This window comes from Streptomyces sp. NPDC043952 (assembly GCF_056435325.1).
This window is the reverse complement of record NZ_JBWKES010000011.1, coordinates 131,192-149,417: the sequence shown is the minus strand read 5'-3', so window position 1 is coordinate 149,417 and position 18,226 is coordinate 131,192. Positions and strand designations below refer to the sequence as shown.

The 18,226-nt window shown below is 69.1% G+C and carries 13 protein-coding genes and 1 pseudogene; 10 read left to right on the top strand and 4 right to left on the bottom strand.

Annotation, left to right across the window (positions count from 1 at the left end):
• Positions 1 to 43: 43 nt before the first annotated feature.
• Together AC069R_RS15750 and AC069R_RS15745 are read right to left on the bottom strand one after the other, a co-directional pair.
• The gene (locus AC069R_RS15750; protein WP_478767417.1) at positions 44 to 3,178 is read right to left on the bottom strand and encodes an AfsR/SARP family transcriptional regulator; all 3,135 of its coding nucleotides are present in this window, start codon (positions 3,176 to 3,178) and stop codon (positions 44 to 46) included.
• A gap of 633 nt (positions 3,179 to 3,811) precedes the next feature.
• Entirely contained in the window at positions 3,812 to 4,705 is an 894-nt protein-coding gene (locus AC069R_RS15745; RefSeq protein WP_478767353.1) for a glycosyltransferase family 2 protein, read from the bottom strand.
• Positions 4,706 to 5,109: 404 nt separating this feature from the next.
• On the opposite strand from AC069R_RS15745, the pseudogene AC069R_RS15740 reads away from it, so the two are divergent.
• The 4 genes and pseudogenes from AC069R_RS15740 (at position 5,110) to AC069R_RS15725 (ending at position 10,146) form a co-directional block, all read left to right on the top strand.
• Positions 5,110 to 5,999 (top strand): annotated as a pseudogene (locus tag AC069R_RS15740) (aldo/keto reductase).
• Positions 6,000 to 6,635: 636 nt separating this feature from the next.
• Positions 6,636 to 7,295 carry a type II toxin-antitoxin system toxin DNA ADP-ribosyl transferase DarT gene (gene darT / locus AC069R_RS15735; protein WP_478767352.1) on the top strand — a complete coding sequence of 220 codons (660 nt, stop codon included), beginning with the start codon at positions 6,636 to 6,638 and terminating at the stop codon, positions 7,293 to 7,295.
• Positions 7,296 to 7,332: 37 nt separating this feature from the next.
• Positions 7,333 to 8,394, top strand: a complete 1,062-nt coding sequence (darG, locus tag AC069R_RS15730; protein WP_478767351.1) for a type II toxin-antitoxin system antitoxin DNA ADP-ribosyl glycohydrolase DarG — start codon at positions 7,333 to 7,335, stop codon at positions 8,392 to 8,394.
• Positions 8,395 to 9,273: 879 nt separating this feature from the next.
• Positions 9,274 to 10,146 carry a pentapeptide repeat-containing protein gene (locus tag AC069R_RS15725; protein WP_478767350.1) on the top strand — a complete coding sequence of 291 codons (873 nt, stop codon included), beginning with the start codon at positions 9,274 to 9,276 and terminating at the stop codon, positions 10,144 to 10,146.
• 1,089 nt (positions 10,147 to 11,235) lie between these two features.
• Here AC069R_RS15725 and AC069R_RS15720 read toward each other — a convergent pair.
• Together AC069R_RS15720 and AC069R_RS15715 are read right to left on the bottom strand one after the other, a co-directional pair.
• Positions 11,236 to 11,844 carry a GNAT family N-acetyltransferase gene (locus AC069R_RS15720; RefSeq protein WP_478767349.1) on the bottom strand — a complete coding sequence of 203 codons (609 nt, stop codon included), beginning with the start codon at positions 11,842 to 11,844 and terminating at the stop codon, positions 11,236 to 11,238.
• Positions 11,841 to 12,608 (bottom strand): GntR family transcriptional regulator, encoded by a 768-nt coding sequence (locus tag AC069R_RS15715; RefSeq protein WP_478767348.1) that lies wholly within the window; start codon positions 12,606 to 12,608, stop codon positions 11,841 to 11,843. The genes AC069R_RS15720 and AC069R_RS15715 overlap by 4 nt, the downstream gene beginning before the upstream one ends.
• Before the next feature lie 775 nt (positions 12,609 to 13,383).
• Between AC069R_RS15715 and AC069R_RS15710 the strand changes: the two genes are divergently transcribed.
• From AC069R_RS15710 to AC069R_RS15685, 6 genes are all read left to right on the top strand, one after another.
• Positions 13,384 to 13,836 carry a protein kilB gene (locus AC069R_RS15710; protein ID WP_478767347.1) on the top strand — a complete coding sequence of 151 codons (453 nt, stop codon included), beginning with the start codon at positions 13,384 to 13,386 and terminating at the stop codon, positions 13,834 to 13,836.
• 91 nt (positions 13,837 to 13,927) lie between these two features.
• Complete coding sequence (locus tag AC069R_RS15705) at positions 13,928 to 14,191, top strand: DUF6284 family protein (protein WP_478767346.1); 264 nt, start codon at positions 13,928 to 13,930, stop codon at positions 14,189 to 14,191.
• Positions 14,188 to 14,784: a hypothetical protein gene (locus AC069R_RS15700; RefSeq protein ID WP_478767345.1), complete on the top strand. Its 597-nt coding sequence runs from the start codon at positions 14,188 to 14,190 to the stop codon at positions 14,782 to 14,784. The genes AC069R_RS15705 and AC069R_RS15700 overlap by 4 nt, the downstream gene beginning before the upstream one ends.
• Entirely contained in the window at positions 14,781 to 15,788 is a 1,008-nt protein-coding gene (locus AC069R_RS15695; RefSeq protein ID WP_478767344.1) for a DUF2637 domain-containing protein, read from the top strand. The genes AC069R_RS15700 and AC069R_RS15695 overlap by 4 nt, the downstream gene beginning before the upstream one ends.
• Positions 15,788 to 16,123, top strand: coding sequence for an RRQRL motif-containing zinc-binding protein (locus AC069R_RS15690; protein ID WP_478767343.1), 336 nt, complete (start codon positions 15,788 to 15,790; stop codon positions 16,121 to 16,123). The genes AC069R_RS15695 and AC069R_RS15690 overlap by 1 nt, the downstream gene beginning before the upstream one ends.
• Before the next feature lie 86 nt (positions 16,124 to 16,209).
• Positions 16,210 to 18,216, top strand: a complete 2,007-nt coding sequence (locus AC069R_RS15685) for a hypothetical protein (protein WP_478767342.1) — start codon at positions 16,210 to 16,212, stop codon at positions 18,214 to 18,216.
• Positions 18,217 to 18,226 lie beyond the last annotated feature (10 nt).

The window sequence follows — 18,226 nt, the reverse complement described above, 5'->3', positions numbered from 1 at the left end:
GTTGACCGGCGCCGCTGCGAACAAACGCCCCTCATACAGCGGTTCACTCGGCCAGGAGTTGTCGCAGCTCGGTCATCACGGTCTGTTCGTCCGTGCCGGTCAGGGCGGTGAGGGCGGTGTGCCAGGCGGTGCGGGCTTCCGGGTGGCGGCCCTGGGCGTGCAGCAGCAGGCCGTGCTGGTGGCGGGCCAGGCCGCCCGTGTAGCGGTCGGCGCGGGCGTCGGCGCGGCGCAGCAGCTCGCCGCACTCGGTGTACGCCCGCTCGTCCTCCCCCAGTTGCCGCAGCGCGCGGACCAGACCGAGCCGGGTCCGCGCCTCACCGTGCCAGTCGCCGTGCCCGCCGAGGATGCCGAGGCTCTGCTCGAAGTGCCGCGCGGCGGCGGCCGGTTCGCCCAGGGCAAGGTGGGCGTAGCCGATGTTGCAGTGCGCGAAGTGCCGCACGATGACCGCGCCGGCCGCCTCCCCGAGCGCCAGCGAGCGCCGGTGCTGCTCGATCGCGGCGCGCGGATCGGTGTGTTCGTACAGGTTGCCGAGATGGCTGTGGGTGATGGCCTCGCCGACGGGGTCGTTCAGCAGCCGCGCGTAGGACAGGCCCTGCCGCAGCGTCTCCTCGGACTCCGCGAACCGGCCGAGCCCCTCCAGCAGCAGCCCCCGGTTGTTCAGGCAGCGCCGGACGCGGCTGGGCACGCCGAGCCGCCGCCAGCTCTCCAGGCAGCGGTCGGTCAGGGCGAGGGCGTCGTTGTGCCGGCCGGTCAGGAAGTGCAGGCCCGCGAGATCGCCGAGCGCGTACGCCTGCGCCTCCGGGTCGCCGAGCCGCCGCGCCGCCCCGAGCGCGGCCCGCCCGAGCACCTCCATCTCCGCGACCCGGCCACTGCGCTGCACATACGGGAACAGCAGGCGGACCAGCACCGAGAGGTGGGCCGGCCTGCGGGGATCGGCAGCGTCGGCGTTGCGCGCCACCAGCGCGACCACGTTCTCCAGTTCCGTCTCGCCCCAGGCGAACGCCTGCCCGGCCGACTCGAAGGACGGCAGCGCGGCCACCTCCGCGGCGTGCTCCGCCGGCTGCGCGGAGGTCGGCCGCCGCCGGTCGTCCAGGTCGAGGCCGGGCTCCACGATGGCGACGAGCACGCGCTCGGCCACGGCGGCGTACCAGCGCAGGGCGACGAGGTCGGGGGACGCGTCGTCGTCGCGGGTACGGCCGTGAGCCCGGTCGGCGGTGGTGGCGGGCGGGGCGGGGGCAGCGGTCGTACGGGACTCGGCCCCGCCGTCGGCCAGTTCGCGGGCGAACTCGCGGACCAGGTCGTGCGGGGTGCAGCGGCCGTAGGCCGTCTCCTCCAGGAGGGCCACGTCGACGAGGCGGTCCAGGGCGGCCTCGGCGCGGCGCGCGTCGATGCCGGTCAGACGGGCGAGGAGCGGGGCGCCGTAGGCCGGCAGGTCGAGCGCGCCGATGTGGCGCAGGAGGAGGGCCGCGTCCCGGTCGGCCTCGCGCTCGGCCGCGGCGAGGGCGTCATGGGCGACGGCGAGGGAGCGCCGGACGCTGAGGTCGTCGTACTCCAGTTGCCGCAACCGCCCTCCGCTGGCGGCCAGTTGACCGGCGAGCACGTCCGGGGTGAGCGCGCGCCGAGCGGCGAGCCGGGCCGCGACCACGCGCAGGGCCAGCGGCAGTCCGCCGGTCAGCTCGACCAGGGCGTGGCCGGCGTCCAGTCCCGGCCGGCCGCTCAGCGCGCGGAGCAGGGCCGCGCTGTCCTCGCCGGTCAGCGGGGTGAGCGGGAAGCGGCGGGCGCCGTCGAGGGTGGTCAGCGGGGAGCGGCTGGTGACGATCACCGCGCAGCCGGGGCCGGCCGGGAGCAGGGGCCGTACCTGGGCGGCGTCGGCCGCGTCGTCCAGGACCAGCAGGACGCGGGCGGGGGCGAGCAGGGAGCGGAGCAACGCGGCGGCCGTGTCCGGGTGTTCGGGTACCTTGCGGGGCTCGACGCCCAGGTCGTGCAGCAGGGTGGCGAGCGCCTGCGCGGGGCCGAGCGGGGACATGCCGGGGGTGGCGCCGTGCAGGTTGACGTAGAGCTGGCCGTCGGGGAAACGTTCCCGCAGCTCATGGGCGACGTGCAGGGCGAGGGCGCTCTTGCCGACCCCCGCCATGCCGGAGACCACGGCGACGGCCGGCCCCGGCGCGGGCGGCTCGATCAGCGCGTGCCGCAGGGCGCGGTGGACGGGGGCGCGGCCGGTGAAGTGGGCGGGCGGGGTTGGGAGTTGGGCGGGGGGCGGGGGTAGTTGGGGGGTGTGGAGGGGGTGCGGTGGAGGTGCGTCGCCTTCGCGGACGTCCTGGTGCGAAACCACCGAAGTGACCGGTTTTGGCTCGTTTCCGTCCCCGTCTCCGCGCCCCTCGTCCTCCCGACCCGCGTTCCCTTCGTCCTCCCCGTCCGCGTTCCCTTCGTTCTCTCCGTCCGCGTTCCCTTCGTTCTCTCCGCCCTTCCCGTCGTCCTCGTCGTCCCCGTCCTCCACGGGCCTCGCGTCGCCACCGTCGCTCCCGCGCAGCACCTCGACATGGGCCTCGCGGATCGCGGGGCCGGGTTCGACGCCGAGTTCCGCGATCAGGCGGGCGCGCAGATCGCGGTGGACGGCGAGGGCCTCGGCCTGGCGGCCGGTGCGGTGCAGGGCGAGCATCAGCTGACGGTGGTACGCCTCGCGGAGCGGATGCTCGGTGACGAGGGCCGACAGCTCGGGGACGAGTGCCGTCAAGCGCGTTCCGCCGAGGGCGAGTTCGGCGTCGTACCGCCATTTCAGCAGGATCAGCCGGGCCTCCTCCAGGCGTGGCACCAGGGTGCTGCCGGCGAGGTCGGGCAGTCCGCTGAGCGGGGTGCCGCGCCACAGCGCGAGCGCGTTCGTGCAGGACCGTACGACGGCCGGCCAGTCCTGCCGAGCGTGCGCGGCGCGCGCGTCGGCGACCAGGGAGTCGAACACGTCCACGTCCAGCTCGCCCCGTTCGACGCGCAGCAGATAGCCCGGCGGCACGGACCTGAGCCGTTCGGGGTCGTCCAGGAGGCGGCGCAGCCTGGTGACGTGGTTGTGCAGCGACGCCTGCGCGGAGGCCGGCGGCGCCCCGCCCCACAGCGCGTCCTTCAGCGACTCCACCGACACGACCCGGCCGGGCTCCAGCAGCAGCGCGGCGAGAAGGGCGCGCATCTTGGGGCTGCCGATGGCGCGGACAGCGGTGTCGGGGGTCGCGCGGTCGAGAGCGGGGCGGTCGGAGGTGGTGTGGTCGGGGGTGGTGTGGTCGGGGGTGGCGTACGGCCTCTCGTGCGCCGTCCCCGGCCCGCTCGGGTCGTCGTACGACGGGCGGTCATAGAGGACCAGCGGACCCAGCAGTCCGAACCGCAGCTCGCGCCGCCCTTTCACGCCGCTCCACTGCCTTCCTGCGCGGTCGGGGCCGACCGTGCCCCGCGACGGGCGCCTGCCCGCCGTACTCCTGGCGGAAATTGGCCCGGACGGCGACGATTTCCCGCCATCTTCCGTGACCGGTCATCCGCCCGGTCACCGGCCTTCCACTGCTGGCGGTGGGCGAGTTCCGGTCAGCTGCCTTGCCGGTCGCCGACCCGCCATTGGCCACATGTTAGCGATCCGTTGGTGAGACTTGATGTGATCATTCCATCGGAGCCGTCCGACGGCGCGCGCGTCAGTCGCGTAACTCGGGGGAGTGTCGCCGCAGGTCGGGTCCGGGGACGTGGGTGGTCCCGGTCGGCGGAGGTGAACGACCGGGACCCCGTCCCGCCTCCGCACCCGCGCGTACGCCCGCGTGCGCCTCGGATCACGCGCCCCTCAGATCACCGGCGGGCGCCCCAGCCGGGTCAGGCGCCACACCGTCCGCCAGCGCATCGGGCGGCGCTCACCGGCCGGCTCCCGCACCCCCTCCACGAACCCGCCGAACCACGCCTTGAGCCCGGCCGCGGAACGGGTGCGGGCGAGGGTGAGCAGCGTCCACACCCCGAGGTGCACCGGGATGAGCGGCAGCGGCAGCCGGCGCCGTACGAGCCAGACGCGGTTGCGGGCGTTGACCCGGTAGTAGATGGCGTGCCGGGCCGGGGAGGTCTTGGGGTGCTGGAGCAGCAGTTCGGGTGAGTAGCGGATCTTCCAGCCGGCGTCGGCGGCGCGCCAGGCGAGGTCGGTCTCCTCGTGCGCGAAGAAGAACTCGGCCGGCCAGTCCCCGGTCTCGGCCAGCATGGCCATGCTCAGGGCGTGCCCGCCGCCCAGGAACCCGGTGACGTAGCCGCCGCGCAGCGGGTCGGAGCGGCCGATCCTGGGCACGTGCCGCTGCTGGGTCTCGCCGTGCTCGTCGGCGATGCGGAAGCCGACGATGCCAAGGCGCGGGTCGGCGGCGCACAGGTCCCGTACCCGGCGCAGCACGTCGGCGTCGACGAGCAGCCCGTCGTCGTCCAGTTCCACGACGACGTCGACGTCCCCGAACTCACGCAGCCGGGCGAGGGCGACGTTGCGACCGCCCGGACAGCCCAGGTTCTCCGGTACGTCGATGGTGGTGACCTCGCCGGGCAGGGAAAGCCGGCGGGCGAACTCGGGGAGCCGGCAGCCGTTGCCGACGATCACGATCCGGGCGGGGGCGAGGTCCTGCTTGGCCACGGATTCGAGCAGGGCGTCGACCTCGGCGGGCCGGTTGCCCATCGTCACCACGGCGACGGCGATCCTCGGCTCCACCACGTCCCACACCCCATCCGGCCGGCAGCGGCGGCGCGTTCCTGACCGTGCGCCGCCCATCGTTCACCAAGATGTTGCCCCACCTCCGCTGGTTCGCCCTCCAACCATCGCCTTTACATCCTTTTTGCGGCGCTTTGCCGGGTGCGGGGGAATCGGAGTTCCGGGCATGACCGAGGGGAGGGGGCGGGGTGTCGGGTGGTGGGGTGGCGGGTGGTGCGGTGGCGGGTGGTGGGGTGGCGGGGTGGCGAATCGGTGAGTCGGCGTCAGGGGCCGGTGCGGGGAGCCGTTTCGAAGTCACTGGAGCAGGGCCGGTGTCCAGGTTACGGTGATCATCATCTCGCGGCGTGTCGCCGGAACCCGAGCCCGAGTCCCGAGCCCCGACTTCCGAACCCCCCGGAGCCATACGTATGCAGCACCGCGCCCTCGGCGACACCCACGTCGGCGCCGTCGGCCTCGGCGCCATGCCGTTGTCGATCGAGAACCGGCCCGACGGGGCCCGCGCCCTCGCCACCGTCCATGCCGCCCTGGACGCGGGCGTGACCCTCATCGACACCGCGGACTCCTACCACTGGCACGCCGACGAGCGCGGCCACAACGAACTGCTCATCGCCCGCGCCCTGGCCGCATACGGCCGGGACACCTCCGGCATCCTGGTGGCCACCAAGGGCGGACGCGGGCGGCCCGGCGACGGCTCCTGGACGGTCGACGGCAGGCCCGAGCACCTCAAGCGGGCCTGTGAGGGCTCGCTCAAGCGGCTCGGCGTCGAGGCGATCGGCCTCTACCAGCTGCACAAGCCCGACCCGGCGGTGCCGTTCGGCGATTCCGTCGGCGCGCTGGCGAACTGGTCGCCGAGGGCAAGATCCGCAAGGCCGGTCTCTCCAATGTGACCGTGGACCAGATCCACGAGGCCCGCGCGATCCTGGGCGACGACCTGGTCTCGGTGCAGAACGAGTTCTCCCCCGCGGTCCGCGACAGCGAGCCCCAACTGCGCCTGTGCGCCGAACTCGGCATGGCCTTCCTCCCCTGGAGCCCGCTCGGCGGCATCTCCCGCAGCTCTCTGGACGGCCCCTCGGCCCTCGGCGCCGGCGCCGACGCCGACGCCCCGCCACGGTTCGCCGGATTCCATGAGCTGGCCGCGGAGAAGGGCGTGAGCCCGCAGCAGATCTGCCTGGCCTGGCATCTGCACCTCTCCCCCACCGTCATCGCGATCCCCGGCTCCAGCCGCCCCGAGACGGTCCGCGCCTCGGCGTCCGCCGCCGACATCACGCTCACCCCGGACGATCTGGCCCGCCTCTGACGAACTCCGCCTGAGCCGGACGCCGTCTTCCGTCACATCGCGGGCGGAACGGCCGTCACATGGCGGCCGGCAGATCCGCCAGCTCCTTGGTGCCTCGTCTTCGCCCTGGAAGACGGCTCCCGACTCTCCCCCACCCCGGCAGGGCGACCGCCCTCTCCCCGGCACTCGGCCAGGTGACGTGGCACCCCTCGAAACAACAAAAAGGCCAGGTCACGGATTATGTGACCTGGCCTTTTGCCGGAGCCGCTTTCGGGATTCGAACCCGAGACCTACGCATTACGAGTTGTCCGATCTTGGTCCAGGCGGGTCCATAGTCATCCGTGGAGCCGTCTGCGTTCCTGTTCAGGAGTGGTCGTGCCCACTGACGGACCCATGTGGACTGCGGTGGATCGGGCGGCAAAGGAGACCCGGAATGAGACCGCGCAGTGCGCCATCCGGACCAGTGACCTTCGCCTTACAAGTTCCTTCCGAGAGTGTCTAGGCCAGGGGCATGGCCGGCTGCCGCCGTCGGCGAAGTGCAGGTTCGTGCGTCCGAATACGGCAACGTCCACTGCCGTTGCCGTCAAGGACTGTCGTCAAGTTCCCTGTGACGAGACATGGTTGACGGTCTAGCAGCTGACGCCAGCAGCCATAGCTGTGATCTACTCAGTTCTTGTGATGAACGTTGGGGAACGACGGCTGTTCCACTTCACGCACGTGCGCAACCTGCGTGACATCCTCGCCGAGAAGCAGTTGGTCTCGGACACCGTCATGCAGAGCCGAGGGGGCGTGCTGCGAGAGTGCGGAGACAGGGCGGTCAAAGCTGAACGGCGGTCGCGACAGATCACTGTCCCGCCATACGGTTGTCCAGCTGACTACGTCCCGTTCTACTTTGCCCCGCGCTCCCCCATGCTGTACGTAATCAGCCGGGGCAGCGTGGCCACCTACCAGGAGGGGCAGCCTCCACTCGTCTACCTGGTCACGTCCGTCGACGGCGTCACCGAGTCCCGCAGGCCTTACGTCTTCAGCGATGGCAACTGCGCAAGCGCGATCACCAGGCACTTCACCGACTTGAGCATGATGCCAAGCGTTGTCGACTGGGAGATCATGGCTGCACGGTATTGGAACAACACGGCAGACGACGGTGATCGCATGCGTCGGCGCATGGCGGAGCTACTAGTGCACGGGCATCTACCCATGACAGCTGTGCACGAGGTGGCAACCTACGATCATGATCGCGCTCGGCAAGTACGACACCTACTGCGGGAGGCAGGGGCGGAGCTTCCGGTGAGTGTCAGACCTGAGTGGTACTACTGACCTAGCGGTAACGAACGAGCCCCAAGGAAGGACAGCAATGATCACGCGCGGCACCGGCAACCTGCTTCTAGCAGATGTCGATGCCCTTGTTAACACGGTCAACACCGTGGGCGTCATGGGCAAGGGCATTGCCTTGCAGTTCAAGCGAGCCTATCCGGAGAACTTCAAGGACTACAAAGCGTCCTGCGATCGTAGCGACGTCATGGTCGGCCGGATGCACGTACACGAGGTCGAGCAAGTGGGCGGCCCAAGGTTCATCATCAATTTCCCGACGAAGCGCCACTGGCGCGCACCATCGCGCATCGAGGACATCGCCTCGGGGCTCGTAGCACTGCGTGACGAAATCGTTGAGCGTGGGATCAAGTCCATCGCTGTACCACCGCTAGGTTGTGGGAATGGCGGACTTCCATGGCATGAAGTTGAGCCAATGATCCGCCAAACTTTGGGGACAATTCCTGGGGTCGAAGTTCGCGTTTACGAGCCGTCTGGAGCGCCTAACGCTTCATCGATGCCAAATGCCACTCAGGCACCCCCAATGACGCGTGAACGCGCAGCGTTTCTCGCTGCCCTCGACCGGTATATCAGAAGTGGCATTTCACGCGGCCTTGCTTTTGAACCACGCGTTTCACTCCTTGAGGCACACAAAGTTGCCTACCTTCTACAGAAGCTGCATCTAACGCTGGGACTAAAATTCGAGAAGGGCATCTACGGCCCGTACTCGCAGCCCCTTGACAGGGCGGTCTCTGCGATGGAAGGCCACTTCGTCACCGGTTTCGGCGACGGCACTAGCGGAGCTCAGGCAATTCTGGAGCTTAACAAAGACTCCGTCAATGACGCTGAGCAGTTCCTGAAGCAGTACCCCGAGTTCGAAAAAATCGCGGCCAGATTCGAAGCTCTAACAGCAGGCTTCGAAGATGCGTTTGGTATGGAGCTCTTGAGCACCGTCCTCTTTGCCGCTGAAGAACTGGTGACGCCTCCGCCAAGCCCTGAATCGGTAACGGCATGCATCAGAGCATGGAATCATCGAAAGGAGCGCCTCTTTACGGAGGCGCACGTTCAGACAGCGTGGCAACGCCTGTCCGAGGCCGACCTGGTATAGGGATCTGGGGCACTCGGCATCGTCACTCCGCACCTTCGTGAACTGCCTCGGCGCCCACACCCCGAGGCGCTGCGCTGGCGCTACAGGGAATGGCAGTCGCGCACTGGCCAACAGGGGGTAATCCGGCCGCGCACGGAGCAATGAGTGCGGGACACGTCTTCTGATCCGTAGGCGTGTGCACCCCGCGCGGTGGGTGGTCTCTTCGATGGGCAACGTGGGCCGGGCACGGCCGCACGGCGACGCACGTTCCACTCACGTACACCGGTGCGCGCCCATGTTGATGTCAACTACTGATGTCGGGCGCCCATCCGGTCAAGCGTTGGAACAGGGCCCCTGACCTGCGGTGTGGAAGTTCACTCCGCTGGCCGTTGGACCTCGCCTTCGCCGCCCTTCCCGAGGCAGCAGGGTGCGGGCAACGTTGCCGAGGTTCAGCGGAGTGCACGCCTGTTGCCGTCATGTACTGCCGTCAGCGGGAGCAGGTCTACCCCGGAAGCTGGCAGATTTACAGCGGGCTCCGTTCACCGCTTACGACCTGCGGCCTTCCCTGTGCTGCCCTCCGCCGGGGGACACCTGGGGGAAGCAGAGCCAGGCCAAGGGGCCTTGGTCGGTGTCGGGTGACCTCGGACGCGCTAGGGACGGCGCGGGATTAACTAGAAGTCCTCGGCATCTGTCGAGAGGCACGAGCCGTTTCAGCCGCCGACAGGGCACACCCTGACATGCGGCTCGTTTTGATCAGAGATCGCTACCAGGTGGAGCTCAAATCTGCCTCTGAACTCGGCGATTTTCTGCATGGCGAGGCCCCGAAGGCAGCATCCTTGATACATGAGGTGCTACATGAGGCGAAGTCTGCAATGGGTGGCGGCTAGCGCCGGAACCATCATGTTCGTTTTGCTCATCTGGAAGGGCCCATGGTGGGCCGACAGAGGTCATCTCGGGAAAGACCTCTCTCCTGGAGTAGCAGCGGTCGTTACGGGATTCCGAACGACCATCGTCGCAGTAGGAGCGGGGATTATTGCTTCTCTCGGCCTCTACTACACCGATCGCAACCTTCGACACACGCGTGAAAGGGATAGAGAACAAGCCGATCTCGTTCGGGAAGGGCAAGTGACTGAGCGATATGTGGCCGCAGTGAAGCTACTCGCTTCTGAACTTCCGACCGAACGACTTGGGGGAATATACGCTTTGGAGCGGATCATGCATGACTCTCCAAAGGATCAATTCACGGTAACCAAGGTGCTGGCGGCCTTCCTGAGGCAGCATCCGACTGCACACGCAGCGGAACATACGTGCGGGGTGGTGGACGAGGATGTAATGGCTGCGTTCGTAGCGATCGCGCGCCGACCCCGCCGCCTGGACCGTGCCTTTTCTATCGACCTCCGGGGGCTGAAGGTGTGCGGCGCTGAAGTCTACGGGTACGACGAGGAGAGTCGAGCGGACCTTGAATCTATAGACCTGGATGGAGCGTGCTTGAAGGCTGCTGATCTCGAATTCGCCAATATGTGTACGGCGAGCTTGAGGGGAGTCAATCTAGAAGGAGCGATTCTGTCGGTAGCTGATCTCGGGTTTGCTAAACTTCAGGGAGCGAATCTCAAGGGGGCAGATATTGCAGGAACCAACTTGTGCGCGGCCGATCTCACTGACGTCACAGGACTGGAGGTGGAATTGCTCCTCAAGAGTCGATTCAATACACACACGACACTCCCCTCTGAGATGCTGGATGATGAACGGGTTCAGGAGAGGCTCAGCGAATAGGCGTGCAACTGCAAAACACGGTCGGCGGAACGACTTTGGGCTGAAGCTGATTTGGCGCGAGTGATCATGACCCATTACGCTAGCCCGCGGATCGGGGAGGTTTGTGAGCCTGCCCACTGGTACCCGACCATTGGGCCATGATCTCCGAGGCTCGCGCCAAATTGGCTGCCTAAAGTCGTGGAGTCGACCGCCCCAGCCACAGAGGGTTTTCCTACCTTCGCCCGCATGTACGCAGCGCGCCGCCGGACGCGTCCAGCCGGGGCAAGAGGCAGGCCGGCCCGCAAGGCGGCGCGCGCCCGCGTAGGAGCCACCACGACGGCTCAAAGAGACAGGCTCCAGAGGCCTCGCGCCGATCCCTCGGACCGAGGGAACCCTTACGCTCCGCCGTCGCGCTGCCATCCACCGGATACGCCGACTACAGCAACGGCCAGCGTCACCACGCCGTTGGCTGCTTCTATCGGAACAGCCAACGAAGGCGCCAGGTGAACGAGCACCGTGATGGAGACCTCTAGGCCGACGGCAAGGCCAACAAGCGCAAGAACCCGTCGCCGGTTCCAGCGCCCTTGCTGCGGCCTCCCAGATGGCGAGGGCACGGCATCGTCCGCGCCCTCGGATAACTGGACCTCAGTCGGTAGGGTCATCAACGACCTCTCTTTCCTCTTCGATAGGGAAGGTCAGGGCGGCTCCCGCTGCATCGGGGGCCGCCTTTCGTTGGCCACGCCACCCCGACGTGGTCCCCAGAGTGAGGCAAACGCCGTCGACTTCGCATCCAGCCATACACGATCAGTGTTTGCAATTTTGCAAAAGCGTTGATACTTGAGCGCATCTATGGATGCGTTAGAGTGCGGCTGAGCTGTAGGTTTTATCTATCCTCCCACATGCATTGCTTAGCAATGCAAAGCGCGGTACGGCGGGAGAGACATGCAGGCGGGAAGGATGTCAGCATCCGGGTCAGGTGCACCGCCCGGCTAAAGAGGCCAGCGACTCCCCGTTCATCCGCACCGGGGCTCTCGGCCGACTAGAGAGCACTCTGCGCCAGCATCACTGCGCCGCGTTGCCATCGCGTCCACAAAAGACATTGCCAAGGCTTTACCGATCATGGTGCTCTCCAGCCCTCGCGTGCTTCAGAGCACCCCTGGCGTCGCCAGAGGGCACCACCGCGGTGCGATCGATGAAACCGTGCTCCGCGACCCGCGCAGGTCGCTGTGCAAGCCATCCGGACACCCTTGGCCCACCATTCACAGCGGTGCCCTCATGCTCGGTGCGGACATGAGTGAACCCCTGTGAGAGGTAGAACTGCTGGAGTCCCGTATTGGTCGTCCACGCGTCCAGGCGAAGCCATCGCGCTCCCGAGCGGTACGCACGGTCACCAGCCCAGTCGAGCAGCCGGCCACCGAGGTTCTGCCCGGCGTACTCGCGAGCAATGGTGAGCTTGTTGACGAACATCGAAGGTTCGGCCAGTTCGTCGTCGGTCCAGAGCCCCTCTTCTGCGTCGGGTGTCAGCGTGATTGTGCCGACCGTCGTCGGCCCATCTCGCAACATGAACACCGTGCCCGCCTCGATGGTGGCCAGGAGCTTGTCCGCCGGATACGGGCGGCTCCACTGGTCGGACCCAAGGCCGCGCAGCCAAGCCGCCGCCTCTTCGCGGAAGGCCAACAGCTTGGCCAGGTCGGATGCCTCCGCGTTTGTGATTATCACGTGTGCTCGCTTCGGGCGCCGAGGTCGCCGATCTCGTAGTTCATCCGGTTCAGGTCACCCCGGAAGGTCGTGACAGTGCAGCGGATGGGTCGGTCCGATGAGTAGCCCGTGCGCGTCCAGAGCATCACTGGGACACCAGGTCCCATCTCCAAGAGACGGGCCTCCTCAGGGGTGGGCATACGGGTTCCGATCTCGTCGTAATAGCCGATCTGCTCGATGCCACGCGACGCCAGATAGCGCGTGGTCCCCTCCGCGATATCTCCGGGCTCTGCCAGACGTGGCGACTCTTCGATCAACCAGCCTGGGTAGTAGGTCGCCTGTGTGGACCACGGCACGTCGTCCACATACCGGTGACAGAAGCGCAGTACTGCCTTGGTGCCCTCCTCCACGCGGAGACGATCCGCCACCTCCTTCGGAGCCGGCAGCATCTCGACACGGAACGTCTGGTGTGGTCGTCGGCCAGCGTTCATGACGTTCGTGTTGTACGCGTCACCGTTCTGCGGAAAGTTCAGGTTCTCGAAGCGCGAGGCGTTCAACTCGAAAACCTCATGTGAGCGGACCTCGTACCCAAGCCCCTGGCTAGAGGCGATCAACCCCTCACCGACCAGCAGACCGAGCCCGTTTCGGACTGTGTTCCGGGAAGCGTCGAAGCGAGTTTGCAGGTCACTCTCGGACGGCAGCCGGGACCCCGGCGGGAAGGTCCCGTTGTCGATCTCTCGACGCAGGATGTCGGCCACCTGCCGGTACTTGGGCTGCTTGTTCATGACCCCATCATGACGCACTCGCGCAACTCGTTGGTACATGTTGGCCCCAATCTCTTGACGGCTCACTGTCCGTGGGTGCAGCATCACTGCATCAGCTCGTACCAACAAGCTGAGCAGGTGGTCCAACACCTAAGTGTTGGTCACGTATGCCCGCTCGACGGAAAGCCTCGCTGGGTGAGTACGACGGAAGCGGCAGTTGTTTGAAAACTGAACAATGATCGTGCGGGACTGACGCGAGAGCGGTGGTCTCGGTAGGTGCCGAGGGCGAGGGCCCGGAGGTAAACCACCGTGATGAACGCCGTTCTCCCTCTATGCGCTTGGCAAGCGCCACCCGGTCTCCGGGTGTGGGGAAGTACAGCGGGGCCCCAACGCACGTGGCGGCAAGAGTGAGACCGCCCCCGCGGCGACCGGGTGATGTCGTCGGCGGCACGCCAACCTGCACCGATTCGTGCAGGCCGCCCTGCTGGCGTCAGAGCAGTGACGATGACGCACCCGACATTCCCGGCTCGGGACCGGTACGCCGTGGCAACGGCGTACCGGTGAAGCCGTGTCCCTGCGATCTGCGGGAGGTCGGTCGTGGACCGACGACATACCTGGGCGCCCCGGTCCGCGGACCGACTGGCGGCGTCACATTCATCCTGGTCCGCTTACTGGCTTCGCGGCGTCTGACGCCGCGGCCGGCTGCCTCTCCCGTCCGTCCGACCCTGCCGTGTGCGGGGCCGTACGGACGGGGGTGCGGGGAGCCGGAAGGTCTGGCCCCGAGAGGGGGATTTCGATGGAGATCGCTGCCGCGGTTGTCGCGGTCATCGGCACCGTGCTGGGTGCCGCTGTTGTCGGTGTCCAGCAGTATTACGCGGCCCGGTTGCAGCGTCGGCAGACGTTGCGGGACCGGGCTCTGACGGCTCTGTCCGAGTTGAGCACCGCGCTGGCGGATCACCGCCGTGCGATGTGGGTGCGCGAGGATCTGCGCTTGTCCGGCGCGGCCCCGGCCGAGATCGCCGCCGCCCGTGAGGCGAGCCACGTCACGCGGTCCGCTGTCACCGCCCCGCAGATCGCCCTGACGGTGCTGCTCCCGCAGCTCCGTCTCAACGTGAACGAGGCGGTGCGAGCCGTGTACGACATGCGCGGCGCCCGGAGCGCGGAGGTGCTGGCGGCGCGGCGTGAGTCGGCCATCTCTGTGGCCGACAGCCTGGCCGCATCTGCGGCTCACCTGCTGTCCCGCCCCTGATCCACCCCTACAAACGGCCGCACCCCCCGGAGTTGCAGCTCCGGGGGGTGCTGTTCGGGCCGTCCCATCCCTGTGAGAGGAACAACGACCCATGCATGCCATCGCTGCTGTTCAGGCGGTTGTTACCGCCGACGAGTACGACCGCGGGCCGACGGCCGCGGAGCTGGACGCGATCGAGGCCGAGATGCCGCTCATCCGGGCGGAGGTCGAGCTGCTGGACGTGCAGATCGCCCTCCTGGACCGGGAGCCGTCGGAGCTGGGTGCGCGTCGGCTGCGGCGGGCCCGCCGCCGGGTGCTGGCCGCGCGGCGTGAGCTGACCAACCGGTCCGCTGCGACCGCGGGGGAGGCGGCGTGATCCGCATCGTGAGCGTCGGCCGCCTTCAGCGGCTGGAGCAGGGCGCCGAGCAGGCCCGCATCCGGGTGCGGGAGGTCCAGGCGCAGGCGGATACCGCGCTGGGCCGCCACGTACACAACGTCGTGGAGCTGACCGCCCGCCTGGAGAGGGCGGAGAGTGACGCCGGGATTCTGCGGGAGCACGTCGCGGAGATCGAGGCCGCGCTGGAGAGGGCGGAGGCCACCACGGACGAGGTGGCCGTGCTTCTGTCCGGCGCGATGAAGGAGCTGTCCGCCGCGCAGCAGGAGATCTTGTTGAAGGACATCGAGATCCGCCGGCTCCGCGACGAGCTGGAGGGTGAGTCGTTGGAGGGGCGGTCGCTGACGGTGCTGCTGCACCACGGCGAGCCGCACACCATCTACGCCTCCCGCGAGGACGCCCACGCCGACACCGCCACCCACGGCCTGCCTGCGGACCACGTCTGGAAGCCCTGCGATGAACGCCCGCCTGCGGCGTTCACGTGGCGGTGCGAGGCGTTCAAATACAACCCGGACTCCAACGGGTTCCGCCGCCTCCACATGCCCGCTCCGAAGCCTGTCGAGGGGGCGGCGTGAACGGCGTTCATATCCGTTCAGCGGAGAAGGCCCTGTCGGTGGGCACGTGGGCGATCGTGGCCGGGGCGGTGCTCTACTCCGTCCTCACCGTGACCCCGCTCGCCGCCGCGCACACCCCCGCCCGGTGGGCGTGGACCGCCCCGATCCTGCCCCTGGTCGTGGACGCCGCGGTCGTCATCGTCGTGCGCCTGGACGCCGTTCTCGCCCGGCTGGGCGGGCACGGGGGGCGGTGGCCGGTCGTGCTGCGGTGGATGACCGGCTGCATGACCCTGGCCCTGAACGTCGCCGACTCCGCCCTGAAAAGCGACCTGGTCGGCGTGGCCGTGCACGCGGTGGCACCGCTGCTGCTGATCGTCACCGCGGAGACCGGGCTGGCCTACCGCCGCGCCATCACCGCCGCCGTGAAGCGGCTGGAGGAGGAGCAGCGGGCCGAGCGGGAGCGGGCCGAGCAGTCCGCCCGCGAGCGTGCGGAGGCCGCCCGCCAGCAGGCGCGGGAGGAGCGCGAGCACGCCGCGACGCTGGCCCGTGAACAGCGTGAACACGAAGCCCGGTTGGCCCGCGAGGCGGCCGAGCGGGAGGAGCGGCGCCAGCTGCGGGAGCAGGAGGAGCGCACCGCCCGCGAGACCGCCGAGCGGGAGGCGCGTGAACGCCGTGAACGCGAGCGTGAACAGCGCGAGCGGGAGCGTGAGCGGGCCGAGCGGGAGGGCGCCGAGCGGCGTGCCCGTGAGGCCGCGGACCGGGCGGAGCGTGAACGCCGTGAACAGGCCGAGCGGGAGGAGCGGGCCGAGCGTGAACGCGCCGCGCTGCTGGAGCGCGGCCCGGCCACGACCAAGCTCCCCGAGGATGAGGCCCGGCAGATCGTGGCCGCCGCGTTCGGTGCAGGGCTTCCCGTGCGGTCGGCGGCGGAGCTGTGCGGCTGGTCGGTCGGCTGGGTCTCCTCCCGCTACGCCGAGCACCGCGATCCCGCCGCGGGCGGCGCCGAGCTGGCGATCGCGGGCCGCTGATGGCCGCCATCCCCGTCTACCCGTGGCGGCTCGCGCCTGACGGACTCGCCACGGTCCGACAGTTACGTGCTCTCGGGCTTCGGCCGGGTGGTCAGGACGTGGTCGCGCAGATCGAGCGCCCGCGCCGCCGCCGCGGCCCGCTGGTCGCCTACCTCTACTCCATCGAACAGGCCAAGCCGGTCCGGCCCATGACCCCGGCCAAGCACGCAGCGCTGGCCAAGGCGAACCAGGCCCGGCGTACCTGCCCTGAATGCGGGCGGGACGCGGGCTACACCCTTCCTACCTCGCTCGGCATGTGTGTGGCCTGTGCGGACGCTTCCGCGCAGGCTGCCTGACTCGTGTCCCAGATACGCAGAGCGCCCCGGCCCGCTTCCTACGGCCCGGCCGGGGCGCTCTCGTGCACTCCGAAGGAGCTGTACCAGTGTCCGACACCACCACCGAGGCCACGACCTCCTTCTCCGAATCCGCGGCCGTTACGGCTGCGGACGGCACGTCGGTGCCGATCGAGTTCACCATCACCCAGGCCGCGGCCGAGCAGGAGAAGGCCACGCGGGGGCGTTCTGGTCCGGGGCTGCGGGCGTTGCCGGCCGCCGTGTTCGGCGCCGAGGCGCTGTCCACCGGGGCGGCTGCCCTGTACTCGGCGACGGGTCTGGTCGGCACGATGACCGCGGCCGGGGTCGTGGTCGGCACCACGGCGCTGGCCGGGGCCGGAGTCGCGGTACGCAGAGCCCGCCGCACCCGGCGGGCAGGAAGTACGCCCGGTTCCTTCCGCAGCAGTACGCGCGGCGGGCGCGGCTCGCACGGGGCGCTCGGCCTCGGCGGTGGGCGTCCGCACCGCTCCGGGTCTGGCGGCGGCTCGCTCGCCGGAAGGGCCCGCGGATCACACGGCGGTGCTGGCGGCCACCGCGCGTCCGGCATCGGCCGGCAGCGCGATCACGGCAACCTGGGCTCTGGCTCGGGCAGCGCGGGCGGGCTGTCGCTGGCCAAGAGCCGTGCTCAGCGCCCTACCTCCACCGGAACGGGGCTCGCGGCGCCGGGTGCGAGCAGCCTTCAGCGCGGCAACGCCGGGAACTTCGGCGGCACGGGCGGCAAGCGAGGCCTGTTGGACCGCATCGCCCGCCGCAGGGGCGGTGCCTCCGGGGGCGCCGGCACGTCCGCCCGCGGGGCCGGTGGCATCGGCCTGCACGGCGGCGACGGAAGGAAGTCTGCGGGGGGCGGGGCGCGGTCCACGGTGGCCGCCGCCACCGGCCGCGCGGTCCGTGCGGCTGCTCGCGGGTTGTCGGCGGTGCGGCGGAAGGCGTCCGGGCTGTTGTCGTCACCGTCGGGTCAGGCGCTGCGGGAGCGGATCCGTTCGGCGCGGCGGGAGTTGGCGAAGAGGGGGAAGGCGGCCGTGCCGTTCCTGCTGCGGGCGGCCGGTGCCACGCTGGCCGCCGGTGCCCTGGGCGCCCTGGTCTACATCCCCGGCCTGCTGCTGCGGGGCGTGGCCGCCACGTTCGGCGGTCTGCTGCGGTGGCTGCGGCTGGCGCCCCGCAACGGCAAGAAGTGGGGCGTCCGGTTCACCCGCTGGGCCGTGACGGTCTCCAAGTGGGTGTTCGTCAAGCTCATGCGGAAGGCGAAGGCGAAGTACGCCGACGCGGTCCGCCCCGATGTCCTGACCGACTTTCCCGAGCCCGGCCGCCGCACCAAGAGCGACTGGCCGTCTGATCACTTCGGAGGGAACCTGGTGTCCGTATTCCAGCGGGAGACCGAGGGCATGCGCGAGGCGTACGCCCACTACGAGCCGCCGATGATGCTGGCGGTGGCCGCCGAGTACTGGGGCCTGCCCGAGGGACTGACCTCCACCGGCGAGGCCATCCGCCAGCTGGCCATCAACACCTCGGACAAGTACCCGGCCGATGCCCGGATGGCCGACCTGGTCGCCCAGGTCTACGCCCTGCTGCACCAGGCCGCGCAGAAGGCCGCCGAGGTCGGGCCGCTGTTCGCCAAGGTCCACGAGCACGACCTTCGGCGCTACGAGGAGCCGCGGCCGGGTGAGCACATGTGGAACATCCTGGAACGGCGGCAGGACGGCAGCTTCAACCAGCACCAGCCCTCGCACTTCGTGGCCGTCACCCAGGACATCGCCCACGTCTACGCCCGCTATGAGCCCGGCCACATGTCCCAGGTCGCCGCCGAGTTCGAGGGCATCCCCGCCGGCATCGAGAACGTCGCCGCGGCCGTGGAGCAGCTCCAGGTCCGCAGCAACGACAAGTACCCGGTGGACAAGGCCATCGTGGACGCCCTGACGGACGTGCACACCATGCTGCTCCAGGCCGCCTCCGCGGCGCAGGACCTGATGCCGAACTTCCGGCGCCTGCACGCCCCGGACATCGCCCGGCACGAGGCCCCGCGCAACGGCGTCGAGGGCGAAGGCATGTGGGACGTCTGACCCTCTCCTG